This window comes from Parafrankia discariae, from assembly GCF_000373365.1.
Classification (GTDB): Bacteria; Actinomycetota; Actinomycetes; order Frankiales; family Frankiaceae; genus Parafrankia; species Parafrankia discariae.
In genome coordinates this window covers 108,772-127,450 of the sequence record NZ_KB891170.1, presented here as the reverse complement: position 1 = coordinate 127,450, position 18,679 = coordinate 108,772, and the positions used below count along the sequence as shown (strand labels likewise).

General features: G+C 74.2%; 13 protein-coding genes and 1 pseudogene. 6 read left to right on the top strand and 8 right to left on the bottom strand.

The features are described from left to right. From B056_RS0109535 to B056_RS0109520, 4 genes and pseudogenes are all read right to left on the bottom strand, one after another. Window positions 1-320: pseudogene (locus B056_RS0109535) on the bottom strand (transposase); the annotation flags it as partial. A 116-nt stretch (window positions 321-436) separates the two neighbouring features. Continuing rightward, window positions 437-1,474 carry a lysylphosphatidylglycerol synthase transmembrane domain-containing protein gene (locus tag B056_RS0109530; RefSeq protein ID WP_020572416.1) on the bottom strand — a complete coding sequence of 346 codons (1,038 nt, stop codon included), beginning with the start codon at window positions 1,472-1,474 and terminating at the stop codon, window positions 437-439. Between the two features lie 504 nt (window positions 1,475-1,978). After that, on the bottom strand, window positions 1,979-2,464 hold the full coding sequence (locus tag B056_RS0109525; protein ID WP_018501637.1) for an NUDIX hydrolase: 486 nt from the start codon (window positions 2,462-2,464) through the stop codon (window positions 1,979-1,981). Then, a complete protein-coding gene (locus B056_RS0109520; protein WP_018501636.1) occupies window positions 2,461-3,387 on the bottom strand; it encodes a TerB family tellurite resistance protein in 927 nt (308 codons plus the stop codon). The genes B056_RS0109525 and B056_RS0109520 overlap by 4 nt, the downstream gene beginning before the upstream one ends. A 308-nt stretch (window positions 3,388-3,695) precedes the next feature. Between B056_RS0109520 and B056_RS0109515 the strand changes: the two genes are divergently transcribed. After that, a complete protein-coding gene (locus B056_RS0109515; protein WP_018501635.1) occupies window positions 3,696-4,478 on the top strand; it encodes a hypothetical protein in 783 nt (260 codons plus the stop codon). A gap of 57 nt (window positions 4,479-4,535) precedes the next feature. Here B056_RS0109515 and B056_RS0109510 read toward each other — a convergent pair whose 3' ends face one another. The 3 genes from B056_RS0109510 to B056_RS0109500 form a co-directional block, all read right to left on the bottom strand. Then, entirely contained in the window at window positions 4,536-4,967 is a 432-nt protein-coding gene (locus B056_RS0109510; protein WP_018501634.1) for an ATP-binding protein, read from the bottom strand. Window positions 4,968-5,178: 211 nt separating this feature from the next. Continuing rightward, entirely contained in the window at window positions 5,179-7,437 is a 2,259-nt protein-coding gene (locus B056_RS42610) for a polyadenylate binding domain-containing protein (protein WP_026239508.1), read from the bottom strand. Window positions 7,438-7,673: 236 nt separating this feature from the next. Next, window positions 7,674-8,348, bottom strand: a complete 675-nt coding sequence (locus B056_RS0109500; RefSeq protein ID WP_018501633.1) for a hypothetical protein — start codon at window positions 8,346-8,348, stop codon at window positions 7,674-7,676. A gap of 445 nt (window positions 8,349-8,793) precedes the next feature. Here B056_RS0109500 and B056_RS0109495 point away from each other — a divergent pair, with 445 nt between their 5' ends. The 4 genes from B056_RS0109495 (at window position 8,794) to B056_RS0109480 (ending at window position 14,446) form a co-directional block, all read left to right on the top strand. Further along, window positions 8,794-9,171 (top strand): GroES family chaperonin, encoded by a 378-nt coding sequence (locus B056_RS0109495; protein ID WP_020572415.1) that lies wholly within the window; start codon window positions 8,794-8,796, stop codon window positions 9,169-9,171. Between the two features lie 524 nt (window positions 9,172-9,695). Continuing rightward, window positions 9,696-9,995, top strand: coding sequence for a DUF4193 family protein (locus B056_RS0109490; protein ID WP_018501631.1), 300 nt, complete (start codon window positions 9,696-9,698; stop codon window positions 9,993-9,995). A 120-nt stretch (window positions 9,996-10,115) separates the two neighbouring features. Continuing rightward, window positions 10,116-10,601 carry a potassium channel family protein gene (locus B056_RS0109485; RefSeq protein ID WP_018501630.1) on the top strand — a complete coding sequence of 162 codons (486 nt, stop codon included), beginning with the start codon at window positions 10,116-10,118 and terminating at the stop codon, window positions 10,599-10,601. A gap of 137 nt (window positions 10,602-10,738) precedes the next feature. Then, entirely contained in the window at window positions 10,739-14,446 is a 3,708-nt protein-coding gene (locus B056_RS0109480; protein WP_018501629.1) for a LuxR family transcriptional regulator, read from the top strand. A gap of 46 nt (window positions 14,447-14,492) precedes the next feature. On the opposite strand, the gene B056_RS35945 is transcribed toward B056_RS0109480, so the two are convergent. After that, complete coding sequence (locus tag B056_RS35945) at window positions 14,493-15,164, bottom strand: hypothetical protein (protein WP_035750969.1); 672 nt, start codon at window positions 15,162-15,164, stop codon at window positions 14,493-14,495. A gap of 459 nt (window positions 15,165-15,623) precedes the next feature. Here B056_RS35945 and B056_RS0109470 point away from each other — a divergent pair, with 459 nt between their 5' ends. Continuing rightward, the gene (locus B056_RS0109470; protein WP_035750967.1) at window positions 15,624-16,655 is read left to right on the top strand and encodes a helix-turn-helix transcriptional regulator; all 1,032 of its coding nucleotides are present in this window, start codon (window positions 15,624-15,626) and stop codon (window positions 16,653-16,655) included. Window positions 16,656-18,679 lie beyond the last annotated feature (2,024 nt).

Sequence of the window (18,679 nt, the reverse complement as noted above, 5' to 3'; positions counted from 1 at the left end):
TCGATCACCCCGGCGGTCGGCGCTGTGCCGCGGCCCTCAGCATGGCGGACCTCGTCACGCAGCCCGTCATGGACCGTGATCGTGACGCCTTTCTTCCTCCACCGCTCGAAGAACCCGTAGACCGTCTTCCACGGCGGGAAGTCCGCNGGCAGCGCCCGCCACACGATCCCGTTGTGGGTCACGTAGAGGATCGCGTCCACGATGTCACGCCGGTCGTGTTTCTCGGGCCGGCCGTCCTTCGGTGCCGGAGGCAGCAACGGCTGCACGTGGGCCCACTCCTGGTCGGACAGATCCGACGGATACCGGTGCGATCGCGCCATGTCCGGACCCTGACCAGCCCACCCCGCCAGCCCAGCCCGCCACACCGAGAAGATCAGGAACAGACCACACTCAGCACACGAAACAAAGATCCAGGACAGGCACTCAGCCGCCGGTCTCAGAGGTCACCGCGGCGGCGCATCATCGCGAGTGCGGTCACCCCGGGCAGGATCGGCAGCCAGTAGCTGATCAGACGGAAGACCAGGACCGCGGCGAACATGGTCGCCGCCGTGCCACCCGACGCGGTGAGCCCGATGGCGAGCGCCGGCTCGATGGCTCCGACGCTGCCGGCTGTCGGCGCGGCGCCGGCGACGGCCGAGCCGACCAGGTAGACGGCGGTGATCGAGGCGATACTCAGCCCGCTCTCGAACGACCACACCGCACAGGCCAGGCCCATGACCTGCGCGGCCTTCGTGGCGGCGGTGCTGGTCACGAGCACGATCGTCCGCCAGGGCGAGCGGGCGAGGACCCCCAGGTGCGCGCGGAAGCCGCGCAGCGCGGGCCGCAGCCTCGTGCGCACCCGCGGGTGCGCGACGGCGGTGCCGACTCCCGCGCCGACCACGGCGAGCCCGGCCGCGACGGGGCCGGCCCCGATCCCGTTCACCGTCATCCGGACGGGCGCGGTCACCGCCTCGCCGACGCCGGAGCCGCGCAGGGTGCCGGCGACGAGCGCGATTCCGGCCAGGTGGAGGAGGATCGCGGCGCCCTTGATGGACGCCACGGCGGCCACCGCGGCGGGCCGGGTCATCCCCCGGCGTTCCAGGAAGCGCAGGTGTACGGCGATGGCGCCCAGGCCGGCCGGGACGACTCTGTTCGCCGCCGCCGCGGCGAGCTGGGAGGCGGTGGCCGTGCCCAGGCTCATCCGCAGCCCGCTCGCCGCCCGCACGCTCACGCCGTGCGCGACGTAGAAGAGCACCGAGGCGATCAGGCAGGCCACGAGCCAGTGCCAGCGCGGCGCGGGGACGTCGGAGAGGGTGCCGAGGACGTCCGAGCGGAACCGGGTGCCGACGAGCGCGCCGACGATGCCGACGACGCCGACGGCGGCCAGGACACGCAGGCGTGTCCGGCGCGGGCCGAGTCGGCGGGGGGTCCGGGTGAGCTCCACCGCGACGGCCGCGGCACCGGTGGCGTCGACCCCGCCGAACACCGCGGGCACGCCACCCGGCGTGGTGCCGGTGGGACCCGTTTGGCCGGTCGGCGGACGCTCGCCGGGTACGGGAGCCCCGCGCTCGCCGGACCGTCGGTGCCGGGGCAGGGTCGGACCGGGAACAAGCGGTGCGACCGCGGCGTTGTCTGCGTTCAGCGCCACCGGGACATTCAGCGCGACCGGGATCTCGATGTCTACCCCCAGTGTCCGGAAGCCTCGCCGCTCACGCTACGACGCACGCCTGAACGACACCTGAACGTGTTTCATTGTGCGGTTGGTCGAGCAAGGTCGCGGACCGGGGGCCGAGGACGGACAGGACAGCGCGGCGCACGGGCCGCGCCATGGCGCGGTCATCCCCCCGCAACCCCGTCCGATGCCTGTCGGACACACTGTGACGTGCCCGTATGCTCCCTGTGAAGTGCCCGGGAGGTGACGGTTGGATGGCCGTAACGGGCCTGCGGGGTTCCGCCGCCGCGGCGGCGGCCGGGGGAGGCGGCGGCCGTGGCGGGGGACTCAGCGGGTAGACCCGTCCGTGGGGTGCGCCGACCCCCCGTCGGTGTACCAGCGGGGCTCGCGGTCGGTCAGCCAGTCGGTGATAACCCGCCCGACGCGGGCCGGGCGGAACTCGACGGACCGGAGCCGGGACGGCCGGAGGGTGACGATGTCGATGTCGTCGAGCCGGCTGCCGAACTCCGCGTAGCGCGGCACGGCCCCCGCGAAGATCACGTCGATCCGCTGGGACGTCCCGCCCGCGGGTTCGAGGTGCTCGACGCCGCCGACGAAGTCGAGGGAGCGCACCTCGAAGCCGGCGGTCCGGCGCAGCACCTGGTGCAGCACCTCCTCCACGCCCCCGCCCGGTGGGACGTGCCCGCCGAGCAGGAAGAACCAGGGCTGGCCGCGATGGTTGGCGACGACCACGAGATCGCCGAAGGTCAGGAAGACCCGGGCGTGCAGCGACCGGCCCGGCCGCGGTTGTCCGGCGGGGTCGGCCGGGTTCATCGCCCCACCGCCTGGACGGCGAGCGCGCCCGAGCGGAGCCCCAGCGTGTCGGCGGCGTCCTGGACGACCCGCCGCTCGGCCGGATCGAAGTACCCGTCGGCCCGGCCGATCACCGCCCCGATGCGCAGCACCGCCCACGAGCGGGCCGGGTCACCGCGGACCTTGCCGATCTCGCGCAGGGCCGCGCGCCGGCCGGCGGCGAGATCCGAACGCAGCCGGGCGACGTGCAGATCGAACAGCAGCTCCAGGTCGGCCCGCGGGTAGTCCGCCAGCACGTCCTCGGCCTGGATGGCGGCGGCCATCGCGTCGCGCTCGGCGGGGTCGACGCGCCCGTCGGCGGCCGCGACCAGCGCGCACATCGCCACCGCGGCGTCCCGGAACGCCTCGCCCCGGACGTCCTCGCGGCGGGCGGTGAGCTGCGCCCGCAGGGTCCGCACCGACTGGCGCAGCCCGGTCCACCAGGGCTCGGCGTCCGCGACCGCGAGCCCACGCCAGGACGGCCACCGATCGGCCCACCAGGACATCGCCGCGTGGCCGACCGCGGGCGGTTGGACCGTGAACGCGGGCCCGGAGTCGCTCTCGTAGGGGCGGACCAGCGTCAGCCCCGGCGCGGGCGGGTGCCCGGCGGCGAACTCCGCCGGCCCGAGGGTGACGGCGTAGAGCACGGTGAGGGTGTGCGGGGTGTGCGCGGACGTCGTCCCGCCCGCCCCGCCGTGCTCGACGCAGCCCGCGAAGACGGGCCGTCCGGTCGTGGGCAGGGTGGCGCGCAGCAGCCGCTCGGCGGCGTCCCGGGACGACTCGCCCGGCTGGGCGGGGCCACCCGGGAACCGGGGGCCCGCCGGGTCGTCGGTGTGGACGAGCAGACCGCCGTCGACCTCGATGAGTAGCGCTGTTTCCAGAGAGACCTGCGTCGGCATCGGCATGCCGCCCCCAATCGTGACGCCCCGTCGCCACCTGGCTGCTGATACGTCGCCATCATCCACCTCCCCCCGGAGATTTCGCCGCACTATGGCCGAATGGTGGCATGGTGTCGCGAATCCGGGTCGCCGGACGGCCGCCGGGCGTGGTCGAAGGCGGGCGTCATCGGATCGCGGGGGAGTGGCCGCACACTGGACCGGCATCGATCGTGACGTGCCGTGACGGTCCGGCTGCTTGCCGGTGGGGTCGCGTCGCGGTGCGCTGTGCGGTGGTGGGCCGGTGTGCGGTCCGTGGGCGGGAGAGGCGGGACGCGATGTGGGCGGCGTTGTCACGTGGCTACGACCGGGTGATCGTCGAGCCCGGCAAGCAGCCGTTGCTGGCGCTCCTCGTAGCGTTCATCCTCACGTTCCTGCTCATCCGGCTCAGCGTCCGGATGATCCGCGCGGGCGTGCGCTGGTGGCCGGGCAACGTCGCGGTCGGCGGGGTGCACGTCCACCACACGGTCTTCGGCATCGCCTTCGTCCTGCTCGCCGGCGTGGGTGCCTTCTCGCCCGCGGGCGGGCGGTCGCCCTGGTGGGATCTGCTGGCGATTCTGTTCGGCGTGGGCGCGGCGCTCATCCTCGACGAGTTCGCGCTGGTGCTGCGGCTGAAGGACGTCTACTGGTCGGAACAGGGCCGGATGTCGGTGGACGCGGTCATCCTCGGTGCCGCGTTCACGGGACTGCTGATCGTCGGCGCGACCCCGCTGGGTGTCGACGGCCTCGACACCGGGGACCACCTCGCGCTGTGGGACCTCATCATCGTGCTCGGCATCAACATCGTGGCCGTGAGCTGCAGCTTCCTCAAGGGGCGCGTCGGCTTCGGTGTCGTCGGCCTGCTCATCCCGCTGGTCGCGGTGGTCGGCGCGGTCCGGCTGGCCCGGCCGGGCTCGGCCTGGGCGCACCGGCGCTACCCCGAGGGGTCACGCAAGGCCGAGCGGGCCGCCCGACGCGCGGCCCGGTTCGCCGTCCGCTGGCGGCCACGCCGGGACAGGCTCTTCGACCTGATCGCCGGCCGGCCGGATGACGAGGCGGACCGAGCGGATCACCGGGACTGACCCGCCGCGCGGCGGAATCATCTCAGGACGCGGCCGGGCCTCGCGGACGCGGCCGGATCATCTCAGGACGCAGCCGAGGGTCGCCGTCTCGCGGACGGCCGGGAGTTCGAACCAGACCTGTTTGCCCGGGCCGGTCGAGGGCGGATCGTCGACGACGCCCCATCGGCTGGCGAGCGCGGCGACGAGCTGCATCCCCCGGCCGGACTCGTCGTCGTCCTGGGCGGCCTTGAGTACCGGGCGCAGCGAGCTTCCGTCACTCACGGCGACCCGGACCCGCTCGCCGCGGCACTCGACCGAGACGCGCAACACCTCACGGGCCCCCACATAACGGACGGCGTTCGTGACGACCTCGCTGACCAGCAGTTTCGCGACTTCGGCGGCGTTCTCACAGCCCCACGACACAAGCAGATCAGCGACCAGCCCGCGGGCACGCCCAGCCGCCCGAGGGTCAGCGGGCAGGTCGAAGCCGGCGGTCAGAGCTTCGGCCACACATCACCTTCCGGGCGGTTGTCCGTTTCCGGTCCGCCCGCGTTGCCACGGCCGAGCCCGGCGTCGCGTTCCTCCCACCTCCGCGTGGACCTCAAACCTGATTGGCGTGGTCCTGCCAGACCGGAGACGCGAGACACAGCCTGGCCCGGGTCCGGCACGGGAACGGTAGCGACTCGCCGTGACCGTCCACGACCGCACCGGCGCGGTCGTGTCAGATGACGTCGATGCCGTCGAGCACCGAGTCCTTGCGCGCGAGCCATGCTCTGGTGACCGCCTCCACCTCGGGGCTCAGCGACGGGTCCGGGCCCTGGTCACGGCCGGTGCCGGGGCCCCGGTTCGTCGGGCCGGAACGGTCCAGGCCGCCGCCCGCGCCGGGTTCGGGACGCCCCGACCCCGGACCCCGCTGACCGTTGGGCTGGTGCTGGCCGTTCTGGTACTGGCCACCGTGGCCGTTCTGACCGCCGTGGCCGTTCTGACCGCCTTGGCCGTTCTGACCGCCTTGGCCGTTCTGACCGCCTTGGCCGGGCTGGCCGCCGTCGCCGTTCTGGCCGCGCCCGACGCCGGCCCAGGAGTCGTCCACGGAGATGGGACGGCGTTGCTCGGCGGCCTGACTGCTCCACGGGGAGCCCTGGGGCCGCGGCTGGTCGGGGCCCGCGTGCCGGCCGCGCGGTCGCGCCGGGTCGGAGGTGAGCCGTCCGACGGGCGGCCGGGTTCCCCGCTCGGGACCGCGGACGATGTCGGGATGCCGCGGCGGGGGTGGTCCGGCCGCGGCGGCGGCCTGCCCGCGCGCCAGCTCCGCGGCCCGGGCGGCGGCGATGCTGGCGGGCAGCATCTCGACCGGGCCGGAGATCGGCGGCGCCTGCCGGGACGCCGGCACCGAGAAGGACTCGGCCTGGGCCGCCGGGGCCTCGACACCGTCGGGGCGGGCCGGAGCCCGCGACGGCTCGGGCCGGCCCGAGCCGGCCGCGTGCTGAGGTTGCGCGGGCTGAGACTGCGCGTGCTGGGGCTGTGCCGGGTGGGGCTGGGAACGGGACGGATCGGCCGGGTGCTGGGCCCGCCCGGGCATGCGGTCGCCGAGCCCGGTGGGAACCGGGCCGGTGGGCCGCCCCGGGCCCGCCACCGCGGGCTGGCCGAAGAGGCCGGGCCGTGCCATCGGGCCGGACTGCTCCACCGGGCCCTGATATCCGGCCTGGCCCGGCTGCCGGCCCTGGCCGGGCTGCCCGGCATACCCGGGCTGCCCGGTGCCGGGTTGGCCGTTGTAACCGGGTTGGCCGTTGTAGCCAGGCTGCCCGTTCGGGCTCTGCTGCCCGTTCGGAGTGTGCTGACCGTTTTGAGTGTGCTGCCCGGTGTGGGCGGGCTGCCCGTAATAGCCGGGCGGCCCGCTCGGGCGGCCGAACCCGGGCACGGGCCGGCCACCCGGGCCGGGAAGTTGCTGGTCGCGCTGGTCGGGAGCTCGCTCGAAGCCGGGGGCCGACATCGGACGTCCCGGCTGCCCGCCGGTGCCCGGCGGCGGCCCGGCCGCCTGGAACCCCGGGGGCTGGAGCCCGGGTGGTTGGAGTCCCGGTGGTTGAAGTCCGGGTGGCTGGAGCCCGGGTGGTTGAAGTCCCGGTGGCTGGAGTCCGGGCGGGGCGGAACGGCGGCCGGTGTCGGCGGGGGGCGGTCCCGGCCGGGTGGGCGGGGCGTGCTCGCCGGGCGGGCCACCGCTGACACGCGGCGGCATGCCGGCGCCCGGGCGGCGGATACCGGCCAGCGGATCGCCGAAGACGGGGGTGCGGGCGGGCGCTCCGTTGCTCATGGGCATGCCGCCCGTCCGCGGGCCGCCACCGGCGGGCATCCCACCGGTGGCCGCGGCCGCGGCCGGCGGAACCGCGGCCGGCGGGCGCGTCCCGGGCGGCGGCATCGAGGGCGGCGGCGGCATGCGGTGCGGCCCGGTCGGCCTGGGCGCGGCCATCGGCTCGTCCGCCGGGCCGGGGGCGCCGCGCTGCCGGGCCGGGTCGGTGGCCCGAGGCAGCTCGTGCGGCATCGTCGACTGGCCGGTACTGGTCTGCGTGGTGGTGGAGTAGGAGCCCGTGTCGAACGGTGGCGGCGCGGCCGGGCGAAGGTCCGGCCGACGCTGGTCGGCGGGGCCGCCGGCTGGCGCGTGGCGGGGGTCGACCGGTCGCGCGTCCGCCTGGCGTCCATCGCTGGACCGGGTCGCCGGGGCCTGCGGCAGCGGGCGGGGCGCCACCTCGTCCTCGGTGGCCGCGAGCTCACCGGTGATGGCGACGACGGTCGCGCAGGGCCAGAGCCGGTCGCAGCTCAGGCAGAGGTCGAACTCGTTCGGTTGGTGCAGGTCAATCAGTGTGATCAGTGAATTGATGTGTTCGACGATCCGAGGGCCGGCCAGTACCGGTCCGTTCGCGATCATCTCGAGTTCCGAGCGCAGCTGACCGTGGTACCGCTCGACGTCGACTACGCGCGGATCCTCCATCGAAGGCAGCATGCACCATTGCGGGCGGAAACGTGCGGGGGGCACCACCACTGCGGGTAACTGGTGACCTTGTCCTCACTATGCGCGTCGACGGTTTCCACGGATAGCGAGTGCTGCGTGCACCCGTCGCGACAGGGTGGCGATTGCGGTGCGCTCCGTCGATGCTCCGGTCACGCAGCGCCCGCGTGTGGTGGCCTCAGTCAGGCCCGGATGGGCCATAACCCGGCCGGTTGGCGTCAGGTGCGATCGGGTCGGACCTCGCCGTCCCGGCGGACCTGGCGCATCAGACCCTCCTGGAGCCGCGCGAACTCCTCGATGTAGGGACTCTCCACCCCCGCGGCACCGCTGGTGTCCTTGCCGCCCTGCGAGCGGTCGAAGACCGGCTCGAAGCCGGCGAACTGGCCGTTCTGGCCGGGCATGCGATCGTTCTGGCCGTCGAAGGCCGGGTAGTGGGTGCCGCTCGGGGGCGGCGGGGGCGGCGGTGTGCCCCGTTCCTGCTGGCCGTCATAACCGGCTGGCCCGTACGACGGCAGGTTGCCGGCCGCGGACTGCGGGCGCTCCGATCCGTTGTCGAACGCCGGATAGTGGTTGCCATTGGACGAGGCGGCGCGCTCGGGAGCGCCGTCGTAACCGAAGCCCGGCCCCGCCCCGGTGCTTCCGGAACCGATCGACAGCGGTGTCGATCCGCGCAGGCCCTCACCCGAACCGATCTCCGGCTGCTCGGTCGACAGGAATCCGTCGGAGGCCGGGTAGATCCGCGCGGAGAGGCTCACCGACATCGGGTCACTGCCGTACGTGATGACATCGACCTGGTCCTCTGGTCCGATGCCGCCGTTTCGAGCGAGATCGACGAACCGGAAGAGGTCCGCCCAGCGTAGGCCCTCAAGGTCCACACTGATTCTCAGCGCCATTGGTTTGCCCCATCTCTCGGCTCGTGCGTGTCGACGGTTACCTGGCTTCCGACGCGGACGCTTCTCCTGGAGGCCGGGCTCCCCCCCGGCGCCTCTCAGCGCCGGCCGTGTTGGGCCGGGCTGTGATGGGCGGCAGCTTATACCGCGTTGAGGTGGCATTCCCCATCCGGGCTGGTTGATATGCCTGTGTTCGCGGGTGGGGGTAAGACGTGGGATTCAGCTGTGTGTCGGCGCGGTGTACCTGATCGCGGGCGGGAGCGCGGTGGATGATCCGGCGGCGGCCGGGCGACCGGCACGCCGGGGTGGGATCCCCCGGGTCACCGCCGGCGCCGGGTCGTTTGATTTCCCGGTGGGACGGCCCCGCCGGCACCGCCCGGCCCGGCCCGCCGGGAAATCGGAAGCATCGGGTCGGTCCCGCCGCCGTGGACGAGTAGGGTCCGAGCGTGTGAGCGTAGTTTCCGGCGATGTCAACGGTGTCGGGGGCGCTGCCGGCATCGACATGTCCGGTGGTTCGCTGCCCATCCGGCTCCTTCATGATCGGGTTTTGGTGCGGCCGCGGGAGGATTCCGCGGACCGGCGTTCGAAGGCCGGCATCGTGATCCCGGCCACCGCGCAGATGGGCAAGCGGCTGGCGTGGGCCGACGTGGTGGCCATCGGCACGGCGGTGCGCACGATCCAGGTGGCCGACCGGGTGCTCTACGACCCGGAGGACCGCGCCGAGGTCGAGCTGCACTCGACCACCTACATCCTCATGCGCGAGCGTGACGTGCACGCCGTGGCGGCCGAGCGGCTCGACGACGGGCTGACCGGCCTCTACCTCTGATCGCGTACCTCTGATCGCGCTGAGATGCCGCGGCGACCGCTGAGATCGCCGGTGAGATCGCCTGGCTGTCGCCGAGGCCGTCCGGCTGTCGCCGAGCCACCCGAGCCGTTCCCACCACCGACGGGCGGTGCGCGGCCGGTCGCCGCGGCGGTCCGGTTTGTCGCACGGCGGGCCGATCGTGCCGACGGGGCCGGTCATCGCGGGGCCGTCCCAGTGGCCCGGAGCGTCCAAGTGTGGCGGGAGTGACACCGCGCCGGGCTGCCCCTGCTTGGTGCGGACACTCCTCGGCCCGTATCCTTCGGGCGGCTCTGGAGATCCGCGTTCCGAACTGGTGGCCGTGGGTACCGGCTCCAGGTACGGGGAACGCGGACATCTGCTTGTCGCCCACTTCTCTGGCCAGAGCCACTGCTTATTGTGATCAGCCGATGTCTTTCGGGTACCGTTCATGATCGATCCGGGGGTTCGGGTCGACGCCGGTGGCGACAGGCCGCGGTCTGTGAGGATGAGGGAAGGTAAGGAGACGCATGGCTCGTGACTTCGACGCTCGGCGAAGTACGGATGTCGAGGAGGACGAGCTCCAGGAGCAGAGCCTGGAGACGCTCAAGGCACAGCGCGCCGGAGCGGCGGCTGACCTCGGCGACGACATGGACGCGCTCGAGGCGGAGCTTGACCTGCCCGACGCCGAGGTCAGGGACGAAGAGCTCGCGCTGCGGGTGCTGCCCCGGCAGGCGGACGAGTTCACCTGCACGAGCTGCTTCCTGGTGCAGCACCGCAGCCAGCTGGCCGACCCACGCCGGGTGGTGTGCTCGGACTGCGCCGCCTGACGCGCGCGCGGGCCCGGGCGGCCAGGTATGAGCGGTGGACCTCCATCGCACGACACCGGACGGACGGTTCCGGGAGTGAGGCCCTTGCCGGGCCCGCCCCCGGAACCGTCCGCCCGCCGGATGGGTGCGATCGCGGCGGCGATCCTGGCCGGGTGCCTGACGGCGTTCTACGCCCTGCCCGTCTACGGCGGCGGCACTGGGCGGTGGCTCCCGCTCCGGGTGGGGCTGTTCGTCCTCGCCCTGATCGTGACCGGGTGCCTGCTCGCCCGGCAGGTGGTCTCCACCCGGCACGTCTCCGTCCCGCGGGCCCGCGCGCAGTGGTTGTTCGCCGGCATCTGCGTGACCGTGGTCCTGTTCGCCACCGCCTACTACGCGCTGGCGGTGGGTGCGTCCGCCCAGATCTCCGGTATCCGGACGAAGACCGACGCGCTCTACTTCGCCGTCACCGTGCTGACCACGGTCGGCTTCGGGGATGTGCACGCCACGGGGCAGGCCGCCCGGGGTGTCGTCACCGTCCAGATGGCGTTCGACGTCCTCTTCGTGGCGACCGCGGGCTCGGCGCTGCGCGCGTCGAGTTCGGCCCGACGAGCCGCGCGCGCGTCCTGAGGCCGGCGCCGACTTCTTCCCGACACCGCGCACGCCCGGTTGCTGGTCTCGCGGAGTAGCTGTACCACTACCCTGAGTTCGGGGAAGTGGGGGGTGAGCGCGTGGCTGGCGCGGACGAACCGGAAGATTGTCCTGGAATGCCCGGTTTCGCCCTGCCCTGGAACGGGGTCGGCGAGGGCGCCCGGCTCGGAGGAGCCGACGCCGTCCTCCGGTCACGGCCCCGTTTCCAGCCGTCGCCGGCCGACGACCTGCCTGTACTGGGGACGAGGCTGGTCCCGCCACGCCCGGCCGCTCCGCATGTCGCCCGGCCGCGGCTGCTGGCGCTGTTCGACGAGGCCGTCGACCGGCCGCTGACCGTGGTGTGCGCGCCGGCCGGCGCCGGCAAGACGATGGCGCTCGCCGACTGGGCGCGCTCGGGCCGGCCCGCCCACCCGGTGGTCTGGCTGCGCGTCGACCCGATGCTGTCGCTGTCACAGCCGGGATCGTCCTCGTCCTCGCTGTCGTCGTTGCCGTTGGCGCGGAGCACGACGCGGCGGCCCGGCCCGCCCGTGTCACTGTGGGCGCAGATCCTGCGCGGTCTCATCCGGGACGCCGGCCTGCCCCCCGGGGACCAGCTGGTGCGCCTGATCGCCGCGAACGCCCGGACCTGTCCGGAGCGCTTCCGGCGGGAGCTGGTCAACCGGCTCGCCGAACTGCCGGCCCCGGCGGTGCTGATCCTCGACGACGCGCACCTCGTCCGGGATCCCGACGACCTCGCCGGGCTCGAACTGCTCGCGAGCGAGGGCGAGGGCCGGCTGCGCCTCGTTCTGGCCGGCCGGGCGCCGATCCTGCGGGTGCACCGCCTGCGTGCCGAGGGCAGGGTCACCGAGATCGGCCCGGCGGAGCTGGCCTTCACCACAGCGGAGACCGCGGAGCTGCTCGCCGCCCACGGCCTGCGCGTCCCGCCCGGCGTGGCTGCCCAGCTGCGGCGGGCCACCGAGGGGTGGGCGGTCGGCCTGCGGCTGGCCGCGGCGAGCGCGGTCTCGACCGGAACCCGCGGGCCGGCCGACGCGGCCCCGGACCACGACGCCGAGCGCGCGGGGAACGCCGCGCTGCCGCCCGAGCTCGACCCGTCCCGCGCGGCGCGGGCGGCCATCGCCGAGTTCCTCCACGCCGAGGTGCTGGCGGAGTACCCGGAACCCGTCCGGCGTTTCCTGCTCCGGACGAGCGTGCTGGAGCGGATCAGCGCCCCGCTCGCCCACGCCGTCTCCGCGGTGGCGCCCGCGTCCGCGCCGACGTCGACCCAGATGCCCGCCCAGACGTCGACCCAGACGTCGACCCAGACGTCCGCGCACCTGCTCGGCGAGCTCGCGCGCACGGGCGGCTTCCTGATCCGGCTGCTGGACGGGCCCGCCGCGACAGCTCACCACGGCGGCGGCGACCTCCCGGACGGCGGCGACCTCCCGGACGGCGGGCTGGGCGGTCCGTTCCCGGCGGCCGTCGCCGCGCTGCCGGACGGTCGCCCGGAGTACCGCCCCACCCTGGAGCCCGCGGCCGGGACCACGCAGGAGTGGTACCGGTTCCACCGGATGTTCGCGTCGATGCTGCGCGGGGTGCTCGGGCGCGACCCGCAGGAGGATCCCCGCGAGCTCGACCTCCGCGCAGCTCTCTGGTTCGCCGCGAACGACCACACCCCCGACGCCGCCCGCCACGCGTCGCGGGCCGGTGACTGGCGGTACCTCGCCTGCCTGCTCGTCGACGGCCCGGCACTGGTGGACGTCCTGTTCGGACGTTCGCCCGAGCTCGGTGCCCTCGTCGCCGGGCTGCCCACCACGGCGGCGGGGCTGTCAGCCGAGTGTGATCTCGTCCTGGCCGTCGGGCAGCTGCGCGACGGCCGGCTGGAGGCCGGTTCGGTCAGCCTGGCCTCGGCGCGGGCGCAGCTGCCCGCGGCCGGTTCGGGCCCGGCGGCCGCCCGCCGCCGGACGCTCGTCGACCGCATCGACACCGTGGAGGCGTACCGGGCCGAGCTCGCCGGGGAGCCCGCGGCGATGATCACCGCGGCCCGGCGGCTGCAACGTTCCGGGCCCGCTGGCGACGCGCCCGCCGCGGCGGCGCCACGGCCGGGAGCCGCCACCGGACCGGCGCGGGCGTCCGGGGGTGATCCGGACGACGCGGCGGAGCGGGCCGTGATCGAGCGGGCCGCGGCTGAGCGGGCGCCGTCGCGGCCCGTGCGGGCGCCCGACGAGCGGGCACGCGCGCTGGCGTTGTGCGCGCGGGGCCGGGGGGAGCTGTGGCTCGGCCGGTTGTCCGTGGCCGCCGGCCTGCTGCGCGAGGGCGCCGAGGTGGCCCGGCGGGCCGGGCTCGACGGCGTCGAGGTTTCCTGCCTGGGGGCCCTCGCGCTCCAGTACGCGCTGCGCGGTCGGCTGCGCCAGGGGGAGAGCCAGTTGCGCGCGGTGCTCGGCCCGACGACCGGTCCGCCCGACGCGGCGACCGGCCTCCCGGGCGGGGCGCGTCATCGCGAGCGGTGGGGCGCCCCCGGACTCCCCGAGGCGTACCTGGCCGCTGTGCTGGTCCGTCTGCAGCGTGCGGAGCCGGCCGAGGCGGACCGGTGGCTGGGCGCGGCGCGCATGACGATCACGCCGGCCCACCCCGCGTTCCTCGCCGAGATCGCGGCGGTCTGCGCCGCGCGGCTGCGGCTGCTCGACGGATCACCCGACGAGGTGCGTTCGGCCCGGCGGATGCTGGCCGTCGCCAGGACCGGCCCGACGCCGCCGCTGTGTGTGGCGGCCCGGCGGGCGGCCGAGGCGGACCTGCTCGTCGCCGCCGGCAACCCGGAGGCGGCCCGCCGGCTGCTGCTGCGCGACGGCGATCGGGCGGCCACCGACCCGCAGATTCAGCTCGCGCTGGCGCGTTGCGCCCTGGCCTGCGCCGACGTGCCCGTGGCTGAGGAGGCGCTCGGCCCGCTGCTGCGGGCCGGCGACGGCGGTGCGGGACTCGTCGCGGCGTGCGTGCTCGGCGCGGTCGCGGCCGCCCGGCGCGACGACCACGCCCGCGCCGGTGGCCTGCTCGCCCGGGCGGTGGCGCTCGCCGCCGACGAGGGCATGGTGGCACCGTTCCTCGACGCGGGGCCGGAGGCGTTGGCGATGGTGCTCGCCCATCCCGGGCTGGCCGACGCCCATCCCGCCTTCGTCGCCGTCCTCACCCGGTCGGAGTCGTCCCGATCGTCCGGGCCGCGGCCGGTGGCCGCCCGGTCGCGGTTCATGGCGCCGCGGCCCACGACGCCGTCCCGGGCGGTCGGGCCTGATGTCGTCGTGCCGGCACCGGCCGCGCCGACGTCGCAGCGGTCGTGGACCGCGGTGCCGGCGGCCGGGGCCAGGCCGCCCGGCGGCGTCGGGCCTGGCGGCGGCGTCGGCGGGCCCAGCCGCGGCAGCAGCGGTGGCGGCGTCGTCGGTGGCGGTGCGGGTGGTGCGGGCGAGCTGGGTGGTGCGGATGGTGCGGATGGTGCGAGCGGGCTGGGTGGTGCGGGTGGGCTCGGGTCGCCCCGCGGGCCGTGGCGCGCCGAGGGCGGGGGCGGGGGCGACGCCGGGGGCGCCCGGCGTCGGGGTGCCGCCGGGGGCGGTCCGGCGGGCGGGGGGCCGCGCCCGGGCGGTGGGGGGCATCTGCCGGAGCCGGCCGAACGGCTCAGCGAGCGTGAGCTCGCGGTGCTCAGCTACCTGCCCACGATGCTCACCACCGCGGAGATCGCGGCCGAGATGTACGTGTCGGTGAACACCGTCAAGACGCACCTCAAGAGCATCTACCGCAAGCTGGACGTCGCCAGGCGCCGGGACGCCGTCCACCGGGCGCGTGCCCTTCACCTGCTGTGATCGGCCACCTGTGGTCATCGGCACCTGTTGGGATCGGCACATGCCGTCAGCCCGCCGGGCGGCGCGTCTCGTCGGGCCAGCCCGCGTCGTCGGGGTGCCACCCGGCTCTGGGAGGCAGGTGACGGGCGGGCTCGCCGGGCTCCTCGACGCGGCCTGGGCCGCCCACGGCGGGCCCGCCACCTTGCGGCGCGGCCAGGCCCGGGCCGGTGTCGCACCACCCCGGTGCGACGTCTGAGCGGGGCGGACTCTCTCCGGCACCCCACCACTCGGGACCACCTTCGTGGGGGCACCCGGTGCCGTCGACCGGCCCGGCGGGGCCGGGGAAACCGCTGGGGCCGAGGTCCTCCCACCCGGCGGGGATCCCCGGGTGGGGATGGTGGTCCGGGGGTGGTCCACCGGCCGGGAAACGAAATCCGGTTGGCTCCTCTGTCCCGAATCCTTCAGCGTCGGCCCGCGGCCAGAACCGATCGGTCGTGCCATCCACCGAGGGGGGACGCGGGGGAAAGGGAGGAAGCGGAAGAGTCGCGGCGACCGCGGCCGGCCGGCGGCGGCGCGGCGGACGCAGACCGCGCCCGAGGCAGACGATCAGCGTCGCTCCGCCGGCCAGCATGATGATCGAACCGAGGACCCGCAGGTCGATGCCGGTCAACCGATAGGACAACGCATAGCGGAGGGTTGCGCCCGCGGCGATGAGGAAGATCGCGAATCCGGTCGTCACTCGCTTCACCTCATTTCGGCGGGCCTGGTGGGCCGGCCGCAACGGTGATCGAATGTGATCGTCAGTTATACGTTCGGTGAGAAAACTACCCTCTGTGGCAGCCGGTTACACACGCGCAGCCGAAGGTGGAGGTGGTGGTCGGACCGGGCCAATTTGAGGGCGGTTGCTGGCACCTTTGGGTGGTGGAGGTGCTGCGTTGATGTGACTGTGTGTGGCGCAGTCGTGACGATCAACGGTGTCCCGCGGCGAAATGACGCACGAACTGAGGTTCATTATTCACATAAGCCAGTCAGGCTTATCAGGCGTCAGAAACTAGGCTTCGCAGGCTGGCATCTGGGTAGTCGCGGCCCTAGGCTTGCCGAACATGTCCAGCTTGGCCGGAAATAAGCCGGCTGATTCGCGACTACCGGCCAGTGACCTGGTGTCGGTCTGCCCCCGGAGGCATGTGTGACTGACCGAATGCTCAGCAATCCCGATGGTAGCCCCAGCGGCCATCCGGCCTCCGGCCGACTCGCCGTGACGATGGACACATCGGCGGGGGTTGCCCGGCCGCCCGGCGTGGCGGCCCCGCACCGGGCTCCCACGACGCGGCACGCGCCGATCTCGGCGACATCCGCGGTGGGCCACCCGGGCGCCCGGATGCGTCCCGGCGCGGTCGCGGCGGGGCTGCCCGGCCGCGCCCCCGTCCCGGCCCGCGGGCCGCAGGTGCCGCGGGATCTGGCGCTCGGCGCGGCGGAGCTGCGCGGCGTGCTCCGCGTCGTCGAGGACTGCGAACGGGCGGCGTCGCTGCCGGCGTTCCGTGAGGCGGCGCTCGACGGGATGGCCCGCCACCTCGGCTACCGCCACTCGGCGTTCTTCCTCGGCTCGTCCCCGCAGTCGACCTTCCAGGACGCCCGCCCGACCGGGCGCGGTCTCGCGCTGCGCATGGCCGGGCCCTTCCTGGAGCGCTACCGTAGCCTCGAGGTCTTCAACGACCCGGAGAGCCTGCGGCTGATGTGGGAGCGCGGCCTGGTCACACTCGACGAGATCGGGGTGCCCGACCGGCCCGAGGTCCGGCTGCGGCTGGAGCGCTTCCTGCGCGCCCACGGAATCCACGCGAAGCTGCTGATCAGGCTCGCCGGGTCCGGCGGTGTCGGCGCCGTCGTCTCCCTGCTGGACCCGCGGCCGGGTGCCTTCGGGCCGCGGGACCGCGCGGTGGGTGCCGTGCTCGCCCGCCATCTCGGCAACCTGCTGCGTTTCTACATCCGGGTGAACCCGGGTCCGGCCGTGACGGCGAAGCTCTCCGCCCGGGAGCGCGACGTCGTTCGCCTGGTGGCGGAAGGCCAGTCGAACCGGCAGGTGGCGGAGGCCCTCTGCATCAGCATCGACACCGTCAAGCATCACCTGACGCACGCGCTCGTGGCGACCGGTTGCTCCAACCGCACCCAGCTCGCGCTCGCCTGGCAGCGTGAGATGGGCTCGATGCCGGCGCCGGGACTGCCCCGTCCGTAGCCGGGGGCCGTCATAGTCCGGCCAGTCGTGGCCGGAGCGTCCGCGGGTCCGCGGACCGGCGGCGCGCGAGCGGGCGGTGCGGGGTGCCCACCCGGTGCCGATCGCTCTCCTGCGCACAACCTGTTCATGACTGTCCGTGCGGGTTCGCCCGACCTGCACCCTCCGGGCCGCCAGCGCCCGGATAGCAACGCCCCGGCCGGCCTGCCCGGCAGGGTCGTCGGACCAGCCCACGGTCCGACAACGCCCGGACGTCGAGAGATCGGCGCCCAGGCGGCACACACCGGATCGCGCCCGCCCGCCCGGCGCGCGGCGCGTCCGCGCACCCCGACGGGAGACCGGTGGGGCCGGGACCGCCCCTCCCGGTCATCCGCCGCGGGTGAACGTCGAAGCAACTCGCAGTCACATGTTCGGCGTGGCGGGCCGGCCGGCGATCGGCCGGCCCGCGACGGCGGTCGCCGCCGGGGAGCGGTCCGCATGGAACCGGATGGATTGACCGTCCGTTGTGACAGTTCGGTCGTCCTTCCCCGCGAAGTTCCGGCGGGTGCCGAGCCCCGCGACCGCGACCGCGGCCCCGCCCCCGCCGCCCCGCCCCCGCCGCCCCGCCCCCGCCGCCCCGCCCCCGCCGCCCCGCCCCCGCCGCATGGGCGCCCCGCAGCGGCGGGTGCGTGTGACAGGCCTTCGCGGCAGGTCGTGACCCCCTGACCCCTGGCGGCGGGCGGTGACCGTCGCCGCTGCCGTCGGCGTCGTGTCTCTGCCGCCTTCGCTGTTGTCGGCGCCGTGCCGTCGCCTCGGCCACGCCCTGACCCGACACGCCCTGAGATGGCGCTCCTGACGTGACGCGCTTCCGGGTGACGCGCTCCTGACCCGACGCGCTCCTGACCCGACGCGTCTTCTGGGTCCTGGTCGGACATCCACGCAGGACTCGGGAGAGTCGTTCACGCACTCTGGCGGATGGGCTTCCTGGCAGTGACCTGGCTCTAGTTACTTCGGGTGGTCTCGCCGCCTGCCCGGCCTCTTCGCGGAATGCTCCCCGTGGTCCCGTGTGGCTCGCCGGAGCCCGGATGGCATCCGCGCGGTGCCCTGATCGCGTGGGAAAAGCCCCTGTGAACTGGGTATTTGTCGTGCCCGAGGGGGCGACTCCAAGATGGGCGAGGGAAATGGGCAGCGCTTATGCTTGCGGCTGCTCGCCAAGGGTGACTAGGTTGAACGGGTCATGTCACTGCGTATGTGGGGGTCAGAAGAGACGAGTCTGTCGACGCCGTGTCCGTCCGGCTCAGGCCGGGATCGGCGGCTGCTCCAGATCGTCACCGGAGGAACGGCTGGATGAATGTCATGTCATGGGATTCGGGCGTGGTCCACCGTCGAGGCCGCGGTGCCCGGTCAGGGAAAGTTGACACTGATTCCCGATGGTTTCGATCACCGACGCTCCGCACCCGGACGGTATGACGTGTCACTCTGGGACCGTGCCGGAATAAATTCGGGCCAGCCGTCGAATCGTAGTCATTGCAGGCATGTGTACGGCATCGTCGCGGCGAACATCGGATGTACGGCGAAACGCGCGCTGTCCGCAGAGCCGGACAACACGCCCGGCAGGGCGGGCCAGAAGATCCCGGCGCGCCGTCGCGCGCCGCGTTCCGTGTGTTCGGCCGTGTGTCCGGGTGATGAGCCGGGGTACCTGATCGTTTCGCGACGTGACCTGCTTGTGGAGACCTCGTCCGGACGGGCTAGTATTTCGCGCACGTCCGCTGCCTCGGGTGAGTCGATCGGGCCGGGCCGCAGTCACCACAACCAAATCGTCATCGTCGCCTGCGGCGGGGAGTCCGAGCCGGTCGCCGGTTCTGTCCCTCATATGGAGTTGCACCTGCCTGATGTGCCGATCGCCCCACGACGCCGGGACCGGACTACCTCGAGGCGCGCAGATCAGCGGCGGCCGGTCAGCGATCTCCCCAGTGGTTCACCGGCGCCCGCCGGCCGAGCCCGCCCGAATCCGACCCCGGCCCGCCGGCCGGTGCCGGCGGCAACCG